The sequence below is a fragment of the Micromonospora sp. NPDC000663 genome, from assembly GCF_042898105.1.
GTDB lineage: Bacteria > Actinomycetota > Actinomycetes > Mycobacteriales > Micromonosporaceae > Micromonospora.
In genome coordinates this window covers 36,777-58,330 of the sequence record NZ_JBIAYR010000017.1, presented here as the reverse complement: position 1 = coordinate 58,330, position 21,554 = coordinate 36,777, and the positions used below count along the sequence as shown (strand labels likewise).

The window sequence follows — 21,554 nt, the reverse complement described above, 5'->3', positions numbered from 1 at the left end:
CCCCCGACACGTCACGACACGAAGGGCCGGACCCCACCAGGGGCCCGGCCCTTCGTCGCGTCCTCAGTCCTCGGCGAGGACGGCCAGGATCTGTTCGCCGTACTTGGCGAGCTTGTTCTCGCCGACCCCGCTGACCCTCGACAGCTCGGCGAGGGTGCCCGGCGCGTCGCTGGCGATCTGCCGGAGCGTGGCGTCGTGAAAGACTACGTACGCGGGGACGCCCTGTTCCTTGGCGGTGGCGGCCCGCCAGGCGCGCAGGCGCTCGAAGACCGGTACGGCGGCCGGGGCCAGTTCGGCGACGACGGTGGCCGAGCCGCGGGGCTTCGACGACCGGCTCGACGCGGGCCTCTCCGGCTCGCGGCGCATCGTGACGGTACGGCGGCGGCCCAGCACGTCGGCGCTTGCTTCGGTCAGGGCGAGGGTGCCGTAGTCGCCCTCCACGGCGAGCAGCCCTTCGGCGAGCAGTTGCCGGACCACGCCCCGCCACTCGGCCTCGCTCAGCTCGGAGCCGATGCCGAAGACGGTCAGCGAGTCGTGGCCGTACTGGCTGATCTTGTCGTTGTGTCTGCCGAGCAGGATGTCGATGCAGTGCCCGGCGCCGAACCGCTGGTTGCGTTCGCGGTCGAGGCGGAAGACTGTGGAGAGCAGCTTCTGGGCGGCGACGGTGCCGTCCCAGGACTCCGGTGGGGTGAGGCAGGTGTCGCAGTTGCCGCAGGCAGCGGTCGTCGTCTCGCCGAAGTATTCGAGCAGTTGGACGCGGCGACAGCGCACCGTCTCGCAGAGGGCGAGCATCGCGTCCAGGTGCGCGGCGAGGTTGCGGCGGTGCGCGAGGTCGCCGTCGGACGTCTCGATCATCTTGCGTTGCTGGACGACGTCCTGGAGCCCGTACGCCAGCCAGGCCGTGGACGGCAGGCCGTCGCGGCCGGCGCGGCCGGTCTCCTGGTAGTAGCCCTCGACGGACTTGGGCAGGTCGAGGTGGGCGACGAAGCGGACGTCGGGCTTGTCGATGCCCATGCCGAAGGCGATGGTGGCCACCATGACCAGGCCGTCCTCGCGCAGGAAGCGTTGCTGGTTGGCGGCGCGGGTGGCCGCGTCCAGACCGGCGTGGTACGGCAGCGCGGCGATGCCGTTGGCGACGAGGAACTCGGCGGTCTTGTCCACCGAGGCGCGGGACAGGCAGTAGACGATGCCGGCGTCGCCTGGGTGCTCGTCGCGGAGCAGGGCCAGCAGTTGCTTGCGCGGCTCCCGCTTGGGCACGATCCGGTACTGGATGTTGGGCCTGTCGAAGCTGGCCACGAAGTGCCGTGCGTCGTCGAGCTTGAGTCGGGTGGCGATCTCGGTGCGGGTGGCGCTTGTCGCGGTGGCGGTCAGGGCGATCCGGGGGACCTGCGGCCAGCGTTCGTGGAGCATCGACAGCGCGAGGTAGTCGGGGCGGAAGTCGTGCCCCCACTGGGACACGCAGTGCGCCTCGTCGATCGCGAACAGGGAGATGCGGCCCCGGTCCAGTAGGGCGAGGGTGGAGCGGACGCCGAGGGCCTCCGGGGCCAGGTAGAGCAGGTCCAGTTCGCTGGCGACGAAGGCGGCCTCGACCCGGCGTCGGGCGTCCAGGGTCTGGGTCGAGTTGAGGAAGCCGGCGCGGACGCCGACCGCGGTGAGCGCGTCGACCTGGTCCTGCATCAGCGCGATGAGCGGGGACACGACGACCGCGACGCCCTCGCGGACGAGGGCCGGGATCTGGTAGCACAGCGACTTGCCGCCACCTGTGGGCATCAGCACCAGCGCGTCGCCGCCGCCGACCACATGGTCGATCACCTCCTGCTGGAAGCCGCGGAAGGCGTCGTACCCGAACACCCGGCGCAGCACCGGCAGCGCGTCAGCGGTCCGCAGGTCGGTGGGGGAGGCCATCCGCGGAGTCTACGAGCCCACCCCGACACCGCACGCCCGGCGCACCCGAGCCGCGTGACCCGTGCCGGCTGCCCGGCTCCCCGCCGGGCGGCGGGATAGAGTCGCTGATTGACCAATCGCGGCCGATGGCGGTCGCGGCGCCACGGGCTTGGGGGTACGTACGGGTGAGCGAGGCGCGCACAGCCGCAGACCGGGTCGACGCCCCGACGGGTGCCGACGGGCAGGCGACGGCCGAGTCGGAGACCACGCTGGTGGTGGTCACGGGGCTCTCCGGCGGCGGCCGCAGCACCGTCGCCCGCGCATTGGAGAACGTCGGCTACTACGTGGTGGACAACCTGCCCCAGGCGTTGATGCTCGACATGGCCGAGTTGGCGTTCAAGGCCGGGGGAGCGGCCCGGCGTACGGCCATGGTGCTGGACGTACGGTCGCGGGCCTTCTCCACGGATCTGGCCGGGGCGATCCGCGAGCTCAAGGAGCGTGGCTTCTCGCCCCGGGTGGTCTTCGTCGACGCCGACGACGAGGTGCTGATCCGGCGGTTCGAGAGTGTGCGCCGGTCGCACCCGTTGCAGGGCGAGGGGCGGCTGGCCGACGGCATCGCCGTGGAACGCGGCCTGCTGGAGGAGGCCCGCGACCAGGCCGACGTGATCATCGACACCAGCCACCTGAACGTCAACCAGCTTCGGCGGCGCATCGAGGAGCTGTTCGGCGGCGAGGACGCCCGCCGGCTGCGGGTGACAGTGCTGTCGTTCGGCTTCAAGTACGGCCTGCCGCCGGACGCCGACTTCGTGCTTGACGCCCGGTTCCTGCCCAACCCGTACTGGGTGCCGGAGCTGCGGGAGCACACCGGGCGGGAGGAGGCGGTGAGCGCGTACGTGCTGGGTCAGGAGGGTGCGGACGCCTTCGTCGCCTCGTACGCCGACCTGGTCAACGCCACCACCACGGGCTTCGAACGGGAGGGCAAGCGGTACCTGACGGTCGCCGTGGGCTGCACCGGCGGCAAGCACCGCAGCGTGGCCATCGCCGAGGAGTTGGCCGGGCGGCTGCGCCAGTCCGGGTTGGCGGCCAACGCGCAGCACCGCGACCTGGGGCGGGAATGACGGCGCGTCGGGTGGTGGCGTTCGGTGGCGGGCACGGGCTGTCCGCGTCGCTGCGGGCGCTTCGCCACTGCGCTCCCGAACTCGACCTGGACATCACCGCGGTGGTCACCGTCGGTGACGACGGCGGGTCAAGCGGTCGGCTGCGCGCCGAGCGGGGTGGTCTGCCCCCGGGCGACCTGCGGCAGGCCCTGGTCGCGCTGGCCGGCGACCACCCGGCCACCCGGCGCAGCGCCGGACTGTTCCAGCACCGCTTCGCCGCCGTACCGGCTGTCGGGACCGACGCGGACGTGGCGGCGGCGGGCGGCCCGGGGTCGCGCGGCGCGGAACCGACGGCGGCGCGCTCCGACGGGCTGGCCGGGCACGCGGTGGGCAACCTGGTGCTCTGCGGCCTCATGGAGCTGCTCGGTGACCCGGTGGCGGCGCTGGAGCACGCCGGAGCGATGCTCGGCGCGGTCGGTCGGGTGCTGCCGATGTCCCGCCAGCCGGTGGGCATCGAGGCCCGGGTCCGCGGGGCGGACCCGGCCGCGCCCGACGAGATGCGCACGGTACGCGGCCAGCACCAGGTGGCGGTCACCACCGGGCGGGTCGAGTCGCTGCGGCTCACCCCGGCGGCCCCGGCGGCCTGCGCGGAGGCCCTCGCGGCGATCGGCGCGGCGGACTGGTTGATCTTCGGGCCGGGCAGTTGGTACACGAGCGTGCTGCCGCACCTGCTGGTGCCACAGCTCGCCGACGCGATCGTGTCCAGCCCGGCCCGGCGGCTGGTCACCCTGAACCTCGCCGCCGAGAAGGAGACCCTCGGGCTCTCCGTCGCCGACCACCTCGCGGCGCTGCGCTGGTATCTTCCCGAGCTCAAGGTGGATCTCGTGCTGGCCGACGCCAAGGCGGTGGGTGACCCCGAACCGGTCGAACGTGCGGCAGAATCGCTTGGTGCCCGCCTGGTCCTCGCCCCCGTCGCCGTCACCGACGGCACTCCCCGCCATGATCCGGCTGCCCTGGGCGCCGCGCTGGTGCCTGTCCTGGGCGCCGATCGTTAGACACGTACGTAATCTCCGGCGACACGCCGGAACAGGTCCGTGAGGGGACGCACAATGGCGATGACGGCTGCGGTCAAGGACGAGCTGAGTCGGGTCGACGTGCCCAAGCCCTGCTGTCGGCGGGCGGAGATGGCTGCGCTGCTGCGCTTCGCCGGTGGGCTGCACATCGTCTCCGGCCGCGTGGTGGTGGAGGCTGAGCTGGACACCGGGGCGGTGGCCCGCCGGCTGCGGCGGGAGATCGCCGAGGTCTACGGCTACCCCAGCGAGATCCACGTGCTGGCCTCCGGCGGCCTGCGCAAGGGCAGCCACTTCATCGTCCGGGTGGTCAAGGACGGCGAGGCCCTCGCCCGCCAGACCGGCCTGCTGGACGTACGCGGACGCCCGGTGCGGGGGCTGCCCCCGCACGTCGTGGCCGCGAACGTGTGCTGCGCGGTGTCCGCGTGGCGGGGCGCGTTCATGGCGCACGGCTCGCTCACCGAGCCCGGCCGCTCCAGCGCACTGGAGATCACCTGCCCGGGGCCGGAGTCGGCGCTGGCGCTCGTCGGCGCGGCCCGGCGCATCGGCATCACCGCGAAGAACCGCGAGGTACGCGGGGTGGACCGGGTGGTGGTCAAGGACGGTGACGCCATCGCGGCGCTGCTCACCCGCATCGGCGCGCACTCCAGCGTGCTGGCGTGGGAGGAGCGGCGGGTGCGCCGCGAGGTGCGGGCCACCGCCAACCGGCTGGCGAACTTCGACGACGCGAACCTGCGCCGTTCCGCCCGGGCGGCGGTGGCCGCCGCCGCGCGGGTGACCCGCGCCCTGGAGATCCTCGCCGACGAGGCGCCCAACCATCTCACCGACGCCGGCCGCCTGCGGTTGGAGCACCGGCAGGCGTCGCTGGAGGAGTTGGGAGCGCTCGCCGAGCCGCCGCTGACCAAGGACGCCATCGCCGGGCGGATCCGCCGACTGCTGGCGCTCGCCGACAAGCGAGCCCGGGACCTGGGCATCCCGGATACCGAAGCAGCCGTCACGCCCGACATGCTCGTGGTCTGATAGGACGGTGAGGCCGCGCGGTGCGCCCGGGACGCGACCCGGCGCAGCGTGGCGTCGCACGCTCGGATAGGGTCGCTGCGTACGGCAAGGGGGCCGACACAGGCACCCCTCGCCGTGCCCACCGCCTCGGGCGGTCAGGTCCTCAGACCGCGGCGGGGTGCCGAGATGAACCGTCAACGGCCGGCTCCAACGGTCGGCGCACATCACTTCGCCGGCCCGTTGTCTGAAGCCGGCGGACCAGAACGCGAGGAGATGGGACCTGTGACCATCCGGGTTGGCATCAACGGCTTCGGCCGGATCGGCCGTAACTTCTTCCGGGCAGTGCTGGCGTCCGACGCCGACATCGAGGTCGTGGCGGTGAACGACCTGACCGACAACGCCACGCTCGCCCACCTGCTCAAGTACGACAGCATCCTGGGTCGCCTCCCGTACGAGGTGAAGGCCACCGCCGACGAGATCACCGTGGGCGGCAAGACCATCAAGGCGTTCGCCGAGAAGGACCCGTCGGCGCTGCCGTGGGGCGAGGTCGGCGCCGACGTCGTCATCGAGTCGACCGGCTTCTTCACCGACGGCACCAAGGCCAAGGCGCACGTCGACGGCGGCGCCAAGAAGGTCATCATCTCCGCTCCGGCGAAGAACGAGGACGTCACGGTCGTCATGGGCGTGAACCACGACCAGTACGACCCGGCGAAGCACACGATCATCTCGAACGCCTCGTGCACCACGAACTGCCTCGCCCCGATGGCGAAGGTTCTGCACGACACGTTCGGCATCCAGCACGGTCTGATGACGACGATCCACGCGTACACCCAGGACCAGAACCTGCAGGACGCGCCGCACAAGGACCTGCGTCGGGCCCGGGCCGCCGCGCTGAACATCGTCCCGACCTCGACCGGTGCGGCCAAGGCCATCGGCCTGGTGCTGCCGGACCTCAAGGGCAAGCTCGACGGGTACGCGCTGCGGGTGCCGATCCCGACCGGCTCGGTCACCGACCTCACCGTCAACGTGGGCCGTGAGACCACCGTGGACGAGGTCAACGCCGCGCTGAAGGCCGCCGCGGACGGCCCGCTCAAGGGCATCCTGGTCTACAACGAGGACCCGATCGTCTCCACCGACATCGTCACCGACCCGGCGTCGTGCATCTTCGACGCGCCGCTGACCAAGGTCGTCGGCAACCAGGTCAAGGTCGTCGGCTGGTACGACAACGAGTGGGGCTACTCCAACCGCCTGGTGGACCTGGTCAAGCTGGTGGGTTCCTCGCTGTGAGCATCCGGACCCTCGACGACCTGCTCGCCGAGGGGGTGTCGGGTCGGCGCGTGCTGGTGCGCGCCGACCTGAACGTCCCGCTCGACAAGCAGACCGGTGACATCACGGATGACGGGCGCATCCGCGCGGTGCTGCCGACGCTCGGCGCGCTTGTCGAGGCCGGCGCGAAGGTGGTCGTCTGCTCGCACCTGGGCCGCCCGAAGGGCACGCCGGACCCGCAGTTCAGCCTCAGTCCGGTCGCGGGGCGGCTCGGTGAGCTGCTCGGCGCGCCCGTGCACTTCGCCGAGGACACCGTTGGTGACTCGGCCCGCTCCACAGTCGCCGGCCTGGCCGACGGCCAGGTCGCCCTGCTGGAGAACCTGCGCTTCAACGCGGGGGAGACCAGCAAGGACGAGGCCGAGCGGGGCGCCTTCGCCGACCAGCTCGCCGCGTTCGGTGACGCGTACGTGGACGACGCGTTCGGCGCCGTTCACCGCAAGCACGCGAGCGTGTACGACGTGCCGGCCCGGTTGCCGCACGTCGCGGGTCGTCTGGTGCTGCGTGAGGTCGAGGTGCTCTCGAAGCTCACCGGCAGCCCGGAGCGGCCGTACGTGGTGGTGCTCGGTGGTTCGAAGGTGTCCGACAAGCTGGCGGTGATCGAGGCGCTGCTGCCGACCGTCGACAGGCTGCTCATCGGCGGCGGGATGTGCTTCACGTTCCTCAAGGCCCAGGGTCTGGAGGTGGGCACCTCGCTGCTGGAGAAGGACATGGTCGAGACCTGCCGCAACCTGCTGGAGCGGTCCGACGGCAAGATCATGCTGCCGGTCGACGTGGTGGCGGCGGACGCGTTCGCCCCGGACGCCGCGCACGACACGGTCCGGGTCGACGGCATCCCGAGTCACCGGCTGGGTCTGGACATCGGCCCGGAGACGGTCGCCGGTTTCGCCGCCGCGCTGTCCCAGGCGAAGACCATCTTCTGGAACGGCCCGATGGGCGTGTTCGAGATGGCCGCGTTCGCGGCCGGCACCCGGGGGGTCGCCGAGGCGATCACCAAGGCCGACGCGTTCAGCGTCGTCGGCGGCGGCGACTCTGCGGCCGCGGTCCGTGCGCTCGGTCTTGACGAGTCGTCCTTCGGGCACATCTCCACGGGTGGCGGCGCCTCCCTGGAATACCTCGAGGGCAAGACCCTCCCCGGCATCGCGGCCCTGGAGAACTGAACATGGCGAGCACGACCCGCCGGCCGTTGATGGCCGGCAACTGGAAGATGAACCTCAACCACCTCGAGGCCAACCTGCTTGTGCAGAAGCTGGCCGCGAGCCTCACCGAGAAGCAGCTCACCGAGGTCGAGACGGTCGTGCTGCCCCCCTTCACCGATCTGCGCACCGTGCAGACGGCTGTGGACGGGGACAAGCTGCTGATCGGCTACGGCGGGCAGGACCTCTCCCCGCACGCCTCCGGCGCGTACACGGGTGACATCTCCGGCGCGATGCTGGCCAAGCTGGGCTGCACGTACGTGGTGGTCGGGCACTCCGAGCGGCGGGCCTACCACCACGAGGACGACGCCCAGGTCAACGCCAAGGTGAAGGCGGCGTTGACGCACAACCTGACCCCGATCCTCTGTGTGGGGGAGGGGCTGGACGTGCGCGAGCAGGGCACCCACGTGGCGCACTGCGCCGACCAGCTCGACGGTGGTCTCGCGGGGCTCACGGCCGAGCAGGTCAAGCAGGTGGTCATCGCGTACGAGCCGGTCTGGGCGATCGGCACCGGCAAGACCGCGACACCGGAGGACGCCCAGGAGGTCTGCGGCGCGGTCCGGCAGCGGTTGGCGGAGCGCTTCGACGCCGAGACCGCCGACGCGGTCCGCGTCCTGTACGGCGGCTCGGTCAAGGCGTCGAACGTCGCCTCGATCATGGCCCAGCCGGACGTGGACGGGGGTCTCGTGGGTGGCGCCAGCCTGGACGCGGAGGAATTCGCGCAGATCTGCCGGTTCCCCGAGCACATCGCCCGCTGATCGCTCGCTATCCTTGACACCGCCCGTCCACCGGCCGGTGCCATCGTGCCCGACCTGTCCGGGCGAGGATCGCTACGAGAGGACTGCCCCCAGCCATGCCGATCTGGTTCGCATACACGTTGATCGTGTTGCTGGTCATCACGAGCGTTCTGCTCACCCTGCTGATCCTGCTGCACCGCGGTAAGGGCGGCGGACTGTCGAGCATGTTCGGCGGTGGTGTCAGCTCCAGCCTCGCCGGCTCCTCGGTGGCGGAGAAGAACCTGGATCGTTACACCGTTCTGGTGGGCGTCGTCTGGTTCGCCGCCATCGTCGGGCTCGGCCTCTGGCTCCGCCTCCAGATGAACAGCGGCGCCTGAGCAGGCTCGTAAAGTCGTACAATCTGCGCGCGGTCCGTCATTCGACGGGCCGCGCGCAGGCTTTTCTCCGCTGCACCGCGTCGCCCGCCGTCCACCCCCGAAGACGGCGGGTCCCCTCCGACGACAGGAGCGAGCAGCCGTGCCTAGTGGCAACGTTATCCGCGGCGCCCGGGTCGGGTCGGCGCCCGTCCGCCCGGACGAGCGACACCAACCCGCACCCCGACAGGACGTCACCTACTGGTGCCGCAACGACCATCGCACCAGCATCCGGATGGCCGCGGACGTCGCGCCGCCGCCGCTGTGGGACTGCCCCCGGTGCGGGCTGCCCGCCGGCCAGGACGAGCAGAACCCGCCCGGCCGGGTCCGCGCCGAGCCGTACAAGAGCCATCTGGCGTACGTGAAGGAGCGGCGCACCGCCGAGGAGGGGGAGGCGCTGTTGAACGAGGCGTTGGCCGCGCTGCGCCGCCGCCGAGGCGAGTAGCGGGTCAGCGCAGGCTGCGCAGCCGGGTGGGCACGTCGGCGGCCGCGGCCCGGTCCAGCAGCCAGCGGGTACGGTCCACGCCGTGCACGCCCGCCGCCGGCAGCTGCACAGGCCCGGCGCCGGCCAGCGCCATGCCCACGGCACGGGCCTTGTCGGCGCCGCCGGCGACCAACCAGACCTCCTCGGCCGTGTTGATCGCGGCGAGGGTGAGGGTGGTCCGCACCGGCGGGGGCTTCGGGCTGCCCCGCACCGCGCTTACCGGACGGGTGTCGTAGTGCACCGGATGCCCGGGGAAGACCGACGCGACGTGGCCGTCCTCGCCGACGCCGAGCATCAGCACGTCGAAGTGCGGCAGCGCGGCGTGCCCCGGCCGGGCGGCGCGCGCCAACTCCTCGGCGTACGCGGCGGCGGCCGCCTCGGGGTCGTTGCCGGCCGGGCCGTCGGACGCCGGCATCGGGTGTACCCGGTCCGGGTTCAGCGGCACCACGTCCAGCAGGGCGGCCCGCGCCTGGGTCTCGTTGCGCTCCGGGTCGCCGGCGGGCAGGAACCGTTCGTCGCCCCACCACACGTCGACGCGGGACCAGTCCACCGCGTCGCGGGCCGGCAGCGTGGCGACAGCCCGGTACACGGCCGCGGCGACCCGGCCGCCGGTCAGGACCACCGACGCCTCACCACGGTCGGCCTGCGCGTCGAGCAGTTTCACAAGCAGCCGGGCCGCCACGGCCTGCGCCAGCAGGTCGGCGTCGGCGTGGACGGCGACACTCGCCTCACTCATGGGTTGTGCCTTCCCGACCGCTGAGCGGTCGCTGTCGCGTCGTCGTGCCCGGACGTACGCCCGGGGAGGAGGTGGTGGGGCGGGATGCCCCGGGACCGGGGCAGAGCGGGGACGGTGCCCGGCCCTGCCCCGGTGCGGCTCAGCTCTCGCCGCTCGTGCCGGCGTGCGCGGTGACCCCGGCCTCGGCGCGCTGTGCGGTGGCCGGGTCCTTCCAGACGTGCACCCGCTGCGGTGGACGCTGCTCCAGGCCGCGCAGCCCGACTGTCGCGCCGAGCGCCTCCGCGTACACCTGGTCGGCGTCGAGGCGGCGCAGTTCCTCGGCCAGTTCGTCGCCGAGCGGGCGACGGACCAGTGGCAGGGTCCGGTCGTCCTGACCGGTCCGGCGGAAGACGGCCAGGCTGTCCTCCCGGGTCAACGTCAGCTGGTCACCGTTGGCGCAGGTCAACTGCACCTCACGCATCCGGGGGAACTCGGTGTCGTCCACCCGGCGGGGGGTGATGCCCAGCCGGCTGGACAGCCAGCCGATCATCAGCGTCGCCGTCGGGTCGCTGGGCGGCGCGACGACTGTCGCCTCGGTGACCTTCGCCTCGGTGGTGTCGAACGCTCCCGCGACGAGGGTCCGCCACGGGGTGATCCGCGTCCACGCCAGGTCGGTGTCACCCGGGGCGTAGTCCCGGGCCCGCTGCCGCAGCGCCTCCTGCGGGTCGGCGGCCTGCGCCGAGTCGGTGATCCGGCGGTCGGCGACCACACCGAGGAAGTCGGTGGCGATCTCCGCCGGCGGTTCGCCGTGCCACCAGGTGACCACCGGCACGTCCGGAACGAGCAGCGGCATCACCACCGACTCGGCGTGCAGGGCCAGCCGCCCGTACATCCGGGTGACCACCGCCTCGCACGGGCCGAGCCGGCCACCTACCACGATCTCCGCGTCGAGCCGGTTGCGGTCCCGCTCGATCTCGGAGCGGACCACCACCACGAGCCGGCACGGGTGGGCGGCGGCGGCGATGGTGGCCGCCGCCTCCGCCTCGCGGACCCGTCGCTCGTCCACCACGACGATGAGGGTGAGCGCCATGCCGCTGGCCACGCCACCGGCGCTGCGCCGCTCGGCGGCGAGCGCCTTGACCACCTCGTTGCCGGTGGTGTCCCACAGCCCGATCATGCTCTTCTCCAAGCGCGGCCCTCGCGGGCCAGCATCTCGTCGGCCGCCCGCGGCCCCCACTCACCGGCGCGGTACGGCTCCGGCGTGGTGCCCTCCCAGGCGTGCTCCAACGGGTCGATCACCTGCCAGCTCTGCTCGACCTCGGCCGCGTCGGGGAACAGGGTGCGGTCGCCGATCAGCACGTCCAGCACCAGACGCTCGTACGCCTCGGGGCTGGACTCGGTGAACGCCTCGCCGTACTGGAAGTCCATCGCGATGTCGCGGACCTCCATCGTGGTGCCCGGCACCTTCGAGCCGAACTTGAGCACCACGCCCTCGTCCGGCTGCACCCGGATGACCAGCTGGTTGTTGCCCAGCGACTCCATGTCGGCGTCGTTGAACGGCAGGTGCGGCGCCTTCTTGAACATGATGGCGACCTCGGTGACACGTCGGGGCAGCCGCTTGCCGGCCCGGATGTAGAACGGCACCTCGGCCCAGCGGCGGTTCTGGATGCCGAGGCGCACCGCCACGTACGTCTCGGTGGTGGAGTCGGCGGGGACGTCCTGCTCCTCCAGGTAGCCGACGGCACGTTCGCCGCCCACCCAGCCGGGCAGGTACTGGCCGCGGACGGTGTCCCGGGCCACGTCCTTCGGCAGGGTGATCGCCTTGAGCACCTTGAGCTTCTCGGCCCGGATCTCGTCGGCGTCGAAGCTTGTCGGCTCCTCCATGGCGACCAGGGCGAGGAGCTGGAGCAGGTGGTTCTGCAACACGTCGCGGGCGGTGCCGACCGTGTCGTAGAACCCGGCGCGGGTGCCGATACCGACGTCCTCGGCCATGGTGATCTGCACCGAGTCGACGTACTTGGAGTTCCACAGTGGCTCGAACAGGTTGTTGGCGAACCGCAGGGCCAGGATGTTCTGGACCGTCTCCTTGCCCAGGTAGTGGTCGATGCGGAAGACGTCCTGCCGGGTGAAGACGTCGTCGACCAGGTCGTTGAGCGCCTTCGCCGACGGCAGGTCGTTGCCGAACGGCTTCTCCACCACCACCCGGCGCCAACCGCCGGACTTCTCGTTGTCGGCCATCCCGGTGCGGGCCAGCTGCTTGAGCACGACGGGGAACGCGGCCGGGGGGATCGAGAAGTAGAACGCGGCGTTGCCGGTGATGCCGTGGGTCTGGCGCAGGTCGTCGAGCGTCTCGGCGAGGGTGTCGAACGCCGCGTCGTCGTCGAACGACCCGCCGACGAACTTGATGTTGCCGGCCAGACGCGCCCACACCTCGTCCCGCCACGGGGTACGGGCGTGCTTGCGGGCCGCCTCGCAGGCGAGGGTCTCGAAGTCGCCGTCACCCCAGTCGCGGCGTGCGAAGCCGAGCACCACGAAACCGGGCGGCAGCAGGCCCCGGTTGGCCAGGTCGTAGACCGCGGGGAGCAGCTTCTTGCGGGCCAGGTCGCCGGTCACCCCGAAGATCACCAGAGCGCACGGCTCCGGGATCCGGGGCAACCGGCGGTCCTGCGGGTCGCGTAGCGGGTTCACGCCTTGGGTCACGTCGTCCATCCTCACGTGCGCAGCTGACCGGCCGCGTCGAGCAGTTGGGCGACGCCGGCCGCCCGGTCGGTCAGGTGCAGTCGCAGCACGGGCCGTTCCCGACCGGCGAGGGCCTGCCGGTCGCCGGCGGCCTGCGCCGCCTGCAACTCACCGAACGTGTACGGCTTGCCCGGCACGTCCAGGTCCTCGGCGACCGCGCCGGTCACCTGGAGGTAGCTGCCGACCTGCGGACCACCCTTGTGGTACTGGCCGGTCGAGTGCAGGAACCGCGGCCCCCACCCGAAGGTGACGGGCCGGCCGGACGCCTCGGCCAGCAACGGACGCAGCCGGGCCGTGTCCGAGTCGGCGAACCGGTCGAGGTACGCCATGACCGCCAGGTAGCCGTCGTCGCCCAGCCCGTCCAGCAGCCACCGCAGCACACCCGCCAGGTCGCCGGGTGCGCCCTGCGGCGCGTACACCTCGATCGCGCCCTCGGTGAACGACGGCGTCTCCGTCGGCAGACCCGAGGCCAGGATCTTGTTGGTGTTCTCCTTGGACTCGGTGACGTTCGGCTGGTTGAACGGGTCGATGCCGAGCACCACACCCGCCACCGCCGTGGCGTACTCCCAGGCCAGGAACTGTGCGCCGAGCGGGCCGTTCACCGCCACGTCCGGGTCGGTGCCGCCACCGGGCACGTCGCCGGGGGCCAGCGCGCCGCCGTAGGTGACGGTCAGCACGTCGGAGCCGGTGGCGCCGGGGCTGTTCGGGGACTCCACCACCACCGGCAGGATGCCCACGCCGGCCTTGCCTGTCGACTCGGCGATCAGCTGCTCGGCCCAGTCGCCCAGCCCGTCGATGCCGGTGCCGTCGGAGATCAGGGCGACCTTGTCCCGGGCCAGGGTGGCGGCGGCGCCCAGCGCGGCGCCCAGCGCCAACGCCGGGTTGTCCCGGTCCCCGGCGAGCGACTCGGCAAGCGCGTCGGCCTGGTCGATCAGCTCGGACACCTCGACGCCGGCAAGGGCCGACGGCACCAGGCCGAACGCGGTGAGCGCCGAGTACCGGCCGCCCACGTTCGGGTCGGCCAGCACGGTGAACGCGCCCATCTCGGTAGCGGTCGTCTCCAGCGGCGAGCCCGGGTCGGTGACGATGACGAAGTGCCGGCCGGCCTCCGCCTCGGTCATCCCGGCGTCCAGGAACGCCTGCCAGTACGCGCGCCGGTGGCTGTCGGTCTCCACCGTCGAGCCGGACTTGCTGGCCACCACCACGACGGTGCGCTCCAGCCGGTCACCGAGGGCCGCGCGGACCTGGCCGGGGTCGGTGGTGTCCAGCACGGTCAGCGGCCGGCCGAGGGTCCTGGTGATCACCTCGGGGGCGAGCGACGAGCCGCCCATGCCGGCGAGCACCACGTGGTCCAGGTCGGCCAGCTCGGTGGTCAGCTCGGCGAGCTGCACCAGCAGCTCCCGGCTGCGCCTGTGGGTGTCCACCCAGCCGAGCCGGATCTTCGCCTCGGCCTCGGCGTCCGGACCCCACAGGCCCGGGTCCTTCGCGGCCAGCTTGCCCGGGACGCCGGCCTTGACCAGCGCGTCCCGGGTCGAGGCGGGTGCGGACCTGTCGATCGCGTCGGCGCCGTGCACGACGAGCCCGGCGGCGGACTCCGCCGGCCCTGCGAGTAGGTCGCTCATGCGCCACCGGCCTTCTCGGCGCCCTTGGCGTTGCCCTCGGCGGCCTTGTTCGGAGAGCCCTTGCCCTTCGCCGCCGCCTCCAGCGACTTGCGGACCCCGTCGAGCAGCTCCTGCCAGCTGACCTCGAACTTCTCCACGCCCTCGCGCTCCAGGGTGACGATCACGTCGTCCATGTCCACCCCGACCGACTCCAGGTCCGCGAAGACCTTCCGGGCCGCGTCGTAGGCGCCGGTCACCGTGTCGCCGCGGGTCTCGCCATGATCGGCGTACGCGTGGATGACCGCCTCCGGCATCGTGTTGACAGTGCCGGGAGCGATCAGCTCCTCCACGTAGATGACGTCGCGGTAGTCCGGGTTCTTCGTCGAGGTCGACGCCCACAGCGGCCGCTGCGGGTGCGCGCCGGCGTCGGCGAGTGCCTTCCAGCGGTCTGAGGAGAACACCTCGGAGTAGCGCTCGTACGCCAGCTGGGCGTTGGCGACTGCGGCCTTACCCTTCAACGCCTTGGCCTCGTCCGAGCCGATCTTCTCAAGCCGCTTGTCGACCTCGGAGTCGACGCGGGAGACGAAGAACGACGCGACCGAGCCGATGGTGGACAGGTCGTGGCCGTTGGCCTTGGCCTGCTCCAGACCGGCGAGGAACGCCTCCATGACCGCCGAGTAGCGGTCCAGACCGAAGATCAGCGTCACGTTGACGCTGATCCCCTCGGCAAGCGTGTCGGTGATCGCCGACAGGCCCTCCTCGGTGGCCGGGATCTTGATGTAGAGGTTGGGCCGGTCGACGAGCCACCACAGCGCCTTGGCCTCGGCCACGGTCTTGTCCGCGTCGTGCGCGCTGCGGGGGTCCACCTCGATCGAGACGCGGCCGTCGACACCGTCGCTGCCGTCGTACGAGGGGCGCATCACGTCGCAGGCCCACCGCACGTCGTACGTGGTCAGCATCCGTACCGCCTCTTCCACGTCCACGTCACGAACGGCGAGGTCGCGCAGCTGCCAGTTGTACTCGTCGGCGTCGCTCAGCGCCTTGGCGAAGATCGTCGGGTTGGTGGTGACCCCGGCCACGTGCTTCTCGCGGCGCAGCTGGTCCAGCCCGCCGGAGCTCAGACGCACCCGGGAGAGATCGTCGAGCCAGACCGCCACACCCGCGGCGGTGAGCTCATTCAGCTTGTCGGTCATGCCGTCCACGCTCCCTCAGTTGCCGGTGGTGAAACCGGTGATGTCGCCCACCCGGGCCAGCGAGGCGTGTGCCGCCGCCACGATCCGGTCGGGGGTGAACCCGAACTGCTCGAAGAGCACGGTGTGCGGGGCGCTCGCTCCGTAGTGCTCCAGGCTCACGCTCTCGCCGAGGTCGCCGACGATCCCGCGCCAGGACATCGCGATGCCCGCCTCCACGCTCACCCTTGCCTTTACCCCGCGCGGGAGCACCGACTCCCGGTACGCCTCGTCCTGCTCGTAGAACCACTCCTGGCAGGGCATCGAGACGACCCGGGTCGGGGTGCCGTCGGCCTCCAGGCGCTCCCGGGCGGTCAGGCAGAGCTGCACCTCGGAGCCGGTACCGACGATGATCACCTGCGGCTTGCCGTTGGACGCCTCGGCCAGCACGTAACCGCCCTTGGCCACGCCGTCCGCGCCACCCAGGACGTCCCGGTCCAGGGTCGGCAGCGGCTGACGGCTCAGCGCCAGCGCGGTGGGCCGGTCGGTGTGCTCCAGCGCCTGCCGCCACGCCCAGGCCGTCTCGTTGGCGTCGGCGGGGCGGACCACGTCCAGGCCCGGGATGGCGCGCAGCGCGGTCAGGTGCTCCACCGGCTGGTGGGTCGGGCCGTCCTCGCCCAGGCCGATCGAGTCGTGCGTCCAGACGTACGTCACCGGAAGCTTCATCAGCGCGGCGAGCCGCACCGACGGGCGCATGTAGTCGCTGAACACCAGGAACGTGCCGCCGTACGGGCGGGTGCCGCCGTGCAGGGCGATGCCGTTGAGGATCGCTCCCATGGCGTGCTCGCGGATGCCGAAGTGCAGCGTGCGGCCGTACTCGTGGCCGGGGAAGTCCTTGGTGGCGTGCGCGGCCGGGATGAACGACGGCTCGCCCTTCATCGTGGTGTTGTTGCTCTCGGCCAGGTCGGCCGAGCCACCCCACAGGTCCGGCAGGACCGGCGCGAGGGCCTCCAGCACCTTGCCGGACGCGGCCCGGGTGGCCACTCCCTTGGCGTCGGCGGGGAAGACCGGCAGCGCGTTGGTCCAGCCGTCGGGAAGCACCCGGCCGGCCATCCGCTCGTAGAGCGCCGTGCGCTCCGGGTTGGCCTTCTTCCAGGCGTCGAACGCGGTGGTCCACTCCTGCTGGGCCTCGGAGCCGCGGCCCATCACCGTGCGGGCGTGGCCGAGCACCTCCTCGTCCACCTCGAAGGTCTGCTCCGGGTCGAAGCCGAGGATCCGCTTGGTGGCCTTCACCTCGTCGGCGCCGAGCGCCGAGCCGTGGATCTTGCCGGTGTTCTGCTTGTTGGGGGCGGGCCAGCCGATGATGGTGCGCAACGCGATGAAGGAGGGACGGTCGGTCTCCGCCTTCGCGGCGAGCAGCGCGCGGTACAGCGCCTCGGCGTCCTCGTGGTAGTCACCCTGGTCGGCGTCGCCGCTGCGCCAGTCCACGGTCTGCACGTGCCAGCCGTACGCCTCGTAGCGGGCCGCCACGTCCTCGCTCTTGGCGATGCGGGTGTCGTCCTCGATCGAGATCTCGTTGTCGTCGTAGATCACCGTGAGGTTGCCCAGCTGCTGGTGCCCGGCGAGCGCACTGGCCTCGTGGCTGATGCCCTCCTCGATGTCGCCGTCGGAGACGATGCACCAGATGTCGTGGTCGAAGATCGACGCGCCCGGCTCGGCCTCCGGGTCGAACAGGCCGCGCTCGCGGCGGGCCGCCATGGCCATGCCCACCGCGTTGCCGAGGCCCTGCCCGAGCGGCCCGGTGGTGGTCTCCACGCCCGGGGTGTGCCCGTGCTCGGGGTGACCCGGAGTGAGCGAGCCCCACTGCCGCAGCGACTTCAGGTCGTCCAGGCTCAGCGGGTACCCGGACAGGAACAGCTGGATGTAGAGCGTCAGGCTGGAGTGCCCGGCGGAGAGCACGAAGCGGTCCCGGCCGGGCCAGTTCGGGTCGGCCGGGTTGTGCCGCATGACCCGGTTGAACAGGAGGTACGCCGCGGGCGCCAGGCTCATCGCGGTACCCGGGTGGCCGTTGCCGGATTTCTCCACGGCATCCATGGCCAGGACGCGGACGGTGTCGACAGCCCGGCGATCGAGGTCGGACCAGTTGAGTTCGGAGTGCTCGGGTCGGTTGGCAGCCACTATGGTTGTGCTCCTCGGCAGATGGGCGGAACCCTCACTGGTGACCCTATCGAGCGTGACTAAACGTCCGCCCGGGGATCTCTGCATGGTCTGCGGTACGGGACAGGGCATCGAGTCGTTCAACCCGGTGGTGTGACGGCCCGCACCGTTGTCGGGTCGGCCGGGCAGCCAAAACGACAACGCGTAGTGTGTGGGTCGGTGTGCGGCCCCCGAACAGGTTGGGCCGACCGATCTCCCCGTGCCGATGCCGGAAGGTGGCAATCCGTGAGCATGATCACCGAGCGCCCCGCGAGCAACCCCGCGGGGCAGCCCTCGGCGCGGACGGCTGACGGTCCGGTGGCGCGGCGGGACGTGCGCGCGATCGTCTCGGCGTACGTGGCGCTCACCAAGCCGCGCATCGTCGAGTTGCTGCTTGTCACCACCGTGCCGGCGATGATGCTCGCCGAGGGTGGTCTGCCGTCGCTGTGGCTGATGGCAGTGGTGCTTGTCGGCGGCTCGCTCGCCGCCGGCGCGGCAAGCGTCCTCAACTGCTACATCGACCGGGACATCGACCAGTTGATGCGCCGGACGAAGCGCCGGCCGCTGCCGGCGCACACGGTGTCACCGCGCAGCGCCCTGATCTTCGGTCTGGTGCTGGCGGCGGTCTCGATCGTGCTGATGGCGGCGTTCACCAACCTGCTCGCCGCCGCGCTCACCCTCGCCGCGATCGTCTACTACGACGTCGTCTACACGCTGTGGCTCAAGCGCTCCACCCCGACGAACACGTTCTGGGGTGGCGCCTGCGGGGCCGCTCCGGTGCTCATCGGCTGGGCGGCGGTGACCGGTTCGCTGGCGCCGGCCGCGTGGGGGCTGTTCGCGGTGGTCTTCTTCTGGCAGATGCCGCACTTCTACCCGCTCGCCATGAAGTACAAGGACGACTACGCGCGGGCCGGGATCCCGATGCTGCCGGTGGTGGCCTCCACCCGCCGGGTGAACGCCGAGATCCTGATCTTCGCCTGGCTCACCGTGCTGACCTCCCTGGCGGTGTGGCCGCTGGGCCTGAGCGCGATCTACGGCGTACCGACGCTTGTGGTGGGCGCCATCTTCATCGTCGAGGCGCACCGGCTGTGCCGTCGCGCGACGCGGGGCGAGGCAGTCAAGCCGATGCGGCTGTTCCACTGGTCGACCACGTACCTGACGATCGTGTTCGTGGCCGTCGCGCTCGACGCGCTGATCTGACGGTTGCCGGCTCGACCCTGAGTCGTTCCGTCGAGTGGATCAATCATCATCATGGATGAGTTGTCCGGGTTTAACGTCACATCGGGGTAACTTTCGCATGAGTCGGATGGGCTCAACCTGCGCCGGCTCGATCCGGGTTTGCCAGGACTTTCCGCACTCACAAGTCGGGAAAAAACCGGACAGAAAATCTGTCTTCTGTCTTAAACCTGTAGGTAATTGGCATCACAAAAGCTTCATGGTTCTCGCCCGGGCGAGTGGAACTCTGCTTAGGCTTCGCGTCATGGCAGATGGTTCCGATACGACGCTGACGGACGAGCAGACCGTCGGTGGGCAGGCTTCGCACGGCCTGGTAGCCGGCCTCAAGGCGTTCGCCGCCGGCCACGGTGGAGCGAAGGCGGTCATCGAGTACGTCGGCAAGCGTGGAGCGCGGATCGTCCTCGTGGGCTCCGACGGTGAGTGGGGCGACCAGTTCGCCGACGACACCGTCACCGCCCGGGAGGCGTGCGCCAAGGCGGGAGTCACCGTCGAGAACGCCTGGGAGCGTGAACTGATGGACCAGATGCGTCCGAGCAACGACCTCTGGCGGTCGATGGCCCGGCGCACGATGGCCCGCTGAGATAGATAGTTGAGTTGACCGACCACCACCAGTCGACCCGGGGGAAACCCCGGGTCGCTCTCGTTACCTGCACCGAGCTGACCGAGCTGGACCCGGACGACAGGCTCGTCCTCGCCCCGCTCGCCGCCCGGGGCGTCACCGTCGAGGCTCCCGTCTGGGACGACCCCGACGTCGACTGGTCCTCGTACGACCTGGTCGTGCTCCGCTCCCCGTGGGACTACGCGCTGCGCCGCGACGAGTTCGTCACGTGGGCGGCCACCGTCCCGGCGCTCGTCAACCCGGCTGACGTGGTCCGCTGGAACACCGACAAGCGGTACCTCGCCGAGCTGACCGCCGCAGGCGTGCCCACCGTGCCGACCTCCTGGGTCGAGCCGGGGGAGAGCTGGCAGCCTCCCGCCGACTCCGGCGAGTACGTGATCAAGCCGGCGGTCAGCGCGGGCAGCCAGGACACCGGCCGGTACGACCTGGCCGACCCGGAGCACCGCGACCTCGCCGTGGCGCACGTACGCCGGCTGTCCGCCGCCGGTCGGACGACAATGGTCCAGCCGTACCTGAACGCCGTCGACACCGAGGGCGAGACGGCGCTGCTCTTCCTGGCGGGCCCGGGCGGGCTCGCGTTCAGTCACGCCATCCGTAAGGGGCCGATGCTGACCGGCCCGGACCTCGGCCCGGACGGGCTCTACAAGGCCGAGGAGATCAGCGCCCGCACCGCGCGGCCGGACCAGTTGGCGGTCGCCGAACGCACCCTCGCCACGGTTCCCGGCGGCACGCGGCAGCTGCTCTACGCCCGGGTCGACCTGATCCCCGGCCCGGACGGCGACCCGGTCCTTGTCGAGCTGGAGCTGACCGAGCCGTCGCTGTTCATCGGGTACGCCGACGGCGCCCCCGACCGCCTCGCGGAGGCGATCACCACCCACCTGGCCCGCCGCGCCTGACCGCCGGGCACCACCGTGCCACGCGCCACCGCGCGCCGCCAAGATCCGCGCAACTTCGGTGAACGTGGTGCCTCAAGGCCCCGGGACACAGCACTTTCCCCAAAGTTGCCCAGATCTTGGGCCCGGGAGGTGGCGCGCGGGGCGGGGACTCGCGGTCAGGCGGTGACCGGGACCGGATCGGCGGAATCGGCCCGGGCGGCCTCGGCGGGTGCCGGGGCGACCGGGCGCCGCTCGCGGGTCGACCACTGCACGGACAGGGTGGCGAGCAGCACGATGCAGGAGCCGAGCATGTGCGCGCCGACCAGGAGCGCGGGCACGTGGGTGAAGTACTGGACGAAGCCGATGACGCCCTGGCTCAGCTCGACGGCGACCAGGACGATCGCGGCGCGGGTGGCCCGCCGCGCGCCCACCGCCCGGAACGCGAAGATCAACGCCACCGAGAGCCCGATCAGCAGGAACACCGCGTCGGCGTGCACCTGCGAGATCGATTCCGGGTCGAGCCCGTTGCGGGCGGCGCCCTGGTCGCCGGCGTGCGGGCCGCTGCCGGTGACCCAGGTGCCGATCACCAGCACCGCGACGCTGACGCCCGTGGTGATCCTGGTCAGCGTGCGCAGCGGCGTGGGCACCACGGCGACCGTGGGCCCGTCCGGCTCGCCGATCCGCCGCCACAGGGCGTACGCGGCGGCGATCACCGCCATGGAGGCGAGGAAGTGCAGCCCGACCACCCATGGGTTGAGATTGGTGAGCACGGTGATGCCACCGAGCACCGCCTGGGCGGGGATGCCCAGGAAGACGGCGACGGCAAGCGCGAGGAGGCCGGGTCGGCGCGGCCGGTGGGCCAGTACGGCCAGCACTGTGGCAAGCGCGATGAGGCCCACCGCGAACGTCAGCATCCGGTTGCCGAACTCGATCATCCCGTAGATGCCCATCTCGGGTGTGGTGACGTACGAATCGTCGGTGCACCGCGGCCAGGTGGGGCAGCCGAGGCCGGAGGCGGTCAACCGGACGGCCCCGCCGGTCACGACGATGCCCACGTTCGCGATGATCGAGGCGAGCGCGAGGCGGCTCAGCAGGGTGCCGGAGACCGGACGGACGATTCGGTTCACGGCGCAAATCCTACGCACCGTAGTGATCGAGGTTCGTCCGACTCCGCCGGGTCGGTGGTTCGGATCACCGGGAC

Annotated in this window: 19 protein-coding genes; 11 read left to right on the top strand and 8 right to left on the bottom strand. The window is 71.5% G+C overall.

Annotated elements, in window-relative coordinates; translation table 11 throughout:
* Positions 1–63 precede the first annotated feature (63 nt).
* A complete protein-coding gene (gene recQ, locus ACFY1S_RS29405; RefSeq protein ID WP_387124163.1) occupies positions 64–1,905 on the bottom strand; it encodes a DNA helicase RecQ in 1,842 nt (613 codons plus the stop codon).
* A 164-nt stretch (positions 1,906–2,069) separates the two neighbouring features.
* On the opposite strand from recQ, the gene rapZ reads away from it, so the two are divergent.
* The 8 genes from rapZ to ACFY1S_RS29365 all read left to right on the top strand — a co-directional run bounded on the left by rapZ (position 2,070) and on the right by ACFY1S_RS29365 (position 9,164).
* A complete protein-coding gene (gene rapZ / locus ACFY1S_RS29400; RefSeq protein ID WP_244295403.1) occupies positions 2,070–3,002 on the top strand; it encodes an RNase adapter RapZ in 933 nt (310 codons plus the stop codon).
* Positions 2,999–4,036 (top strand): 2-phospho-L-lactate transferase CofD family protein, encoded by a 1,038-nt coding sequence (locus ACFY1S_RS29395; RefSeq protein WP_387124161.1) that lies wholly within the window; start codon positions 2,999–3,001, stop codon positions 4,034–4,036. Before rapZ ends, ACFY1S_RS29395 begins: the two co-directional genes overlap by 4 nt.
* A 54-nt stretch (positions 4,037–4,090) precedes the next feature.
* A complete protein-coding gene (gene whiA, locus ACFY1S_RS29390) occupies positions 4,091–5,071 on the top strand; it encodes a DNA-binding protein WhiA (RefSeq protein WP_074312802.1) in 981 nt (326 codons plus the stop codon).
* A 261-nt stretch (positions 5,072–5,332) separates the two neighbouring features.
* On the top strand, positions 5,333–6,337 hold the full coding sequence (gap, locus tag ACFY1S_RS29385) for a type I glyceraldehyde-3-phosphate dehydrogenase (RefSeq protein WP_364362724.1): 1,005 nt from the start codon (positions 5,333–5,335) through the stop codon (positions 6,335–6,337).
* Complete coding sequence (locus tag ACFY1S_RS29380; RefSeq protein ID WP_387124159.1) at positions 6,334–7,533, top strand: phosphoglycerate kinase; 1,200 nt, start codon at positions 6,334–6,336, stop codon at positions 7,531–7,533. Before gap ends, ACFY1S_RS29380 begins: the two co-directional genes overlap by 4 nt.
* Positions 7,534–7,535: 2 nt before the next feature.
* Positions 7,536–8,327, top strand: a complete 792-nt coding sequence (gene tpiA / locus ACFY1S_RS29375) for a triose-phosphate isomerase (protein ID WP_364362726.1) — start codon at positions 7,536–7,538, stop codon at positions 8,325–8,327.
* Positions 8,328–8,422: 95 nt separating this feature from the next.
* A complete protein-coding gene (gene secG, locus ACFY1S_RS29370) occupies positions 8,423–8,683 on the top strand; it encodes a preprotein translocase subunit SecG (protein ID WP_109819549.1) in 261 nt (86 codons plus the stop codon).
* Between the two features lie 139 nt (positions 8,684–8,822).
* A complete protein-coding gene (locus ACFY1S_RS29365) occupies positions 8,823–9,164 on the top strand; it encodes an RNA polymerase-binding protein RbpA (protein ID WP_387124156.1) in 342 nt (113 codons plus the stop codon).
* A gap of 4 nt (positions 9,165–9,168) precedes the next feature.
* Here the strand turns inward: ACFY1S_RS29365 and pgl are convergent, their stop codons facing one another.
* The 6 genes from pgl to tkt form a co-directional block, all read right to left on the bottom strand.
* Positions 9,169–9,939, bottom strand: a complete 771-nt coding sequence (gene pgl / locus ACFY1S_RS29360) for a 6-phosphogluconolactonase (RefSeq protein ID WP_364362728.1) — start codon at positions 9,937–9,939, stop codon at positions 9,169–9,171.
* Positions 9,940–10,078: 139 nt separating this feature from the next.
* Positions 10,079–11,095, bottom strand: a complete 1,017-nt coding sequence (locus ACFY1S_RS29355) for a glucose-6-phosphate dehydrogenase assembly protein OpcA (RefSeq protein ID WP_364362729.1) — start codon at positions 11,093–11,095, stop codon at positions 10,079–10,081.
* Positions 11,092–12,627, bottom strand: coding sequence for a glucose-6-phosphate dehydrogenase (gene zwf, locus ACFY1S_RS29350; RefSeq protein WP_387124171.1), 1,536 nt, complete (start codon positions 12,625–12,627; stop codon positions 11,092–11,094). Before zwf ends, ACFY1S_RS29355 begins: the two co-directional genes overlap by 4 nt.
* 2 nt (positions 12,628–12,629) lie before the next feature.
* The gene (locus ACFY1S_RS29345; RefSeq protein ID WP_387124153.1) at positions 12,630–14,279 is read right to left on the bottom strand and encodes a glucose-6-phosphate isomerase; all 1,650 of its coding nucleotides are present in this window, start codon (positions 14,277–14,279) and stop codon (positions 12,630–12,632) included.
* Positions 14,276–15,451, bottom strand: a complete 1,176-nt coding sequence (gene tal / locus ACFY1S_RS29340; RefSeq protein ID WP_364362731.1) for a transaldolase — start codon at positions 15,449–15,451, stop codon at positions 14,276–14,278. The genes ACFY1S_RS29345 and tal overlap by 4 nt, the downstream gene beginning before the upstream one ends.
* 15 nt (positions 15,452–15,466) lie before the next feature.
* Positions 15,467–17,605: a transketolase gene (gene tkt / locus ACFY1S_RS29335; protein WP_387124150.1), complete on the bottom strand. Its 2,139-nt coding sequence runs from the start codon at positions 17,603–17,605 to the stop codon at positions 15,467–15,469.
* A gap of 264 nt (positions 17,606–17,869) precedes the next feature.
* Between tkt and ACFY1S_RS29330 the strand changes: the two genes are divergently transcribed.
* The 3 genes from ACFY1S_RS29330 to ACFY1S_RS29320 all read left to right on the top strand — a co-directional run bounded on the left by ACFY1S_RS29330 (position 17,870) and on the right by ACFY1S_RS29320 (position 20,374).
* Positions 17,870–18,823, top strand: coding sequence for a heme o synthase (locus ACFY1S_RS29330; RefSeq protein WP_364362733.1), 954 nt, complete (start codon positions 17,870–17,872; stop codon positions 18,821–18,823).
* Positions 18,824–19,103: 280 nt separating this feature from the next.
* A complete protein-coding gene (locus ACFY1S_RS29325; protein WP_364362734.1) occupies positions 19,104–19,439 on the top strand; it encodes a hypothetical protein in 336 nt (111 codons plus the stop codon).
* A gap of 14 nt (positions 19,440–19,453) precedes the next feature.
* A complete protein-coding gene (locus ACFY1S_RS29320; protein WP_387124148.1) occupies positions 19,454–20,374 on the top strand; it encodes a RimK family alpha-L-glutamate ligase in 921 nt (306 codons plus the stop codon).
* A gap of 155 nt (positions 20,375–20,529) precedes the next feature.
* Here the strand turns inward: ACFY1S_RS29320 and ACFY1S_RS29315 are convergent, their stop codons facing one another.
* Complete coding sequence (locus ACFY1S_RS29315) at positions 20,530–21,498, bottom strand: heme A synthase (RefSeq protein WP_387124146.1); 969 nt, start codon at positions 21,496–21,498, stop codon at positions 20,530–20,532.
* Between the last annotated feature and the right edge of the window lie 56 nt (positions 21,499–21,554).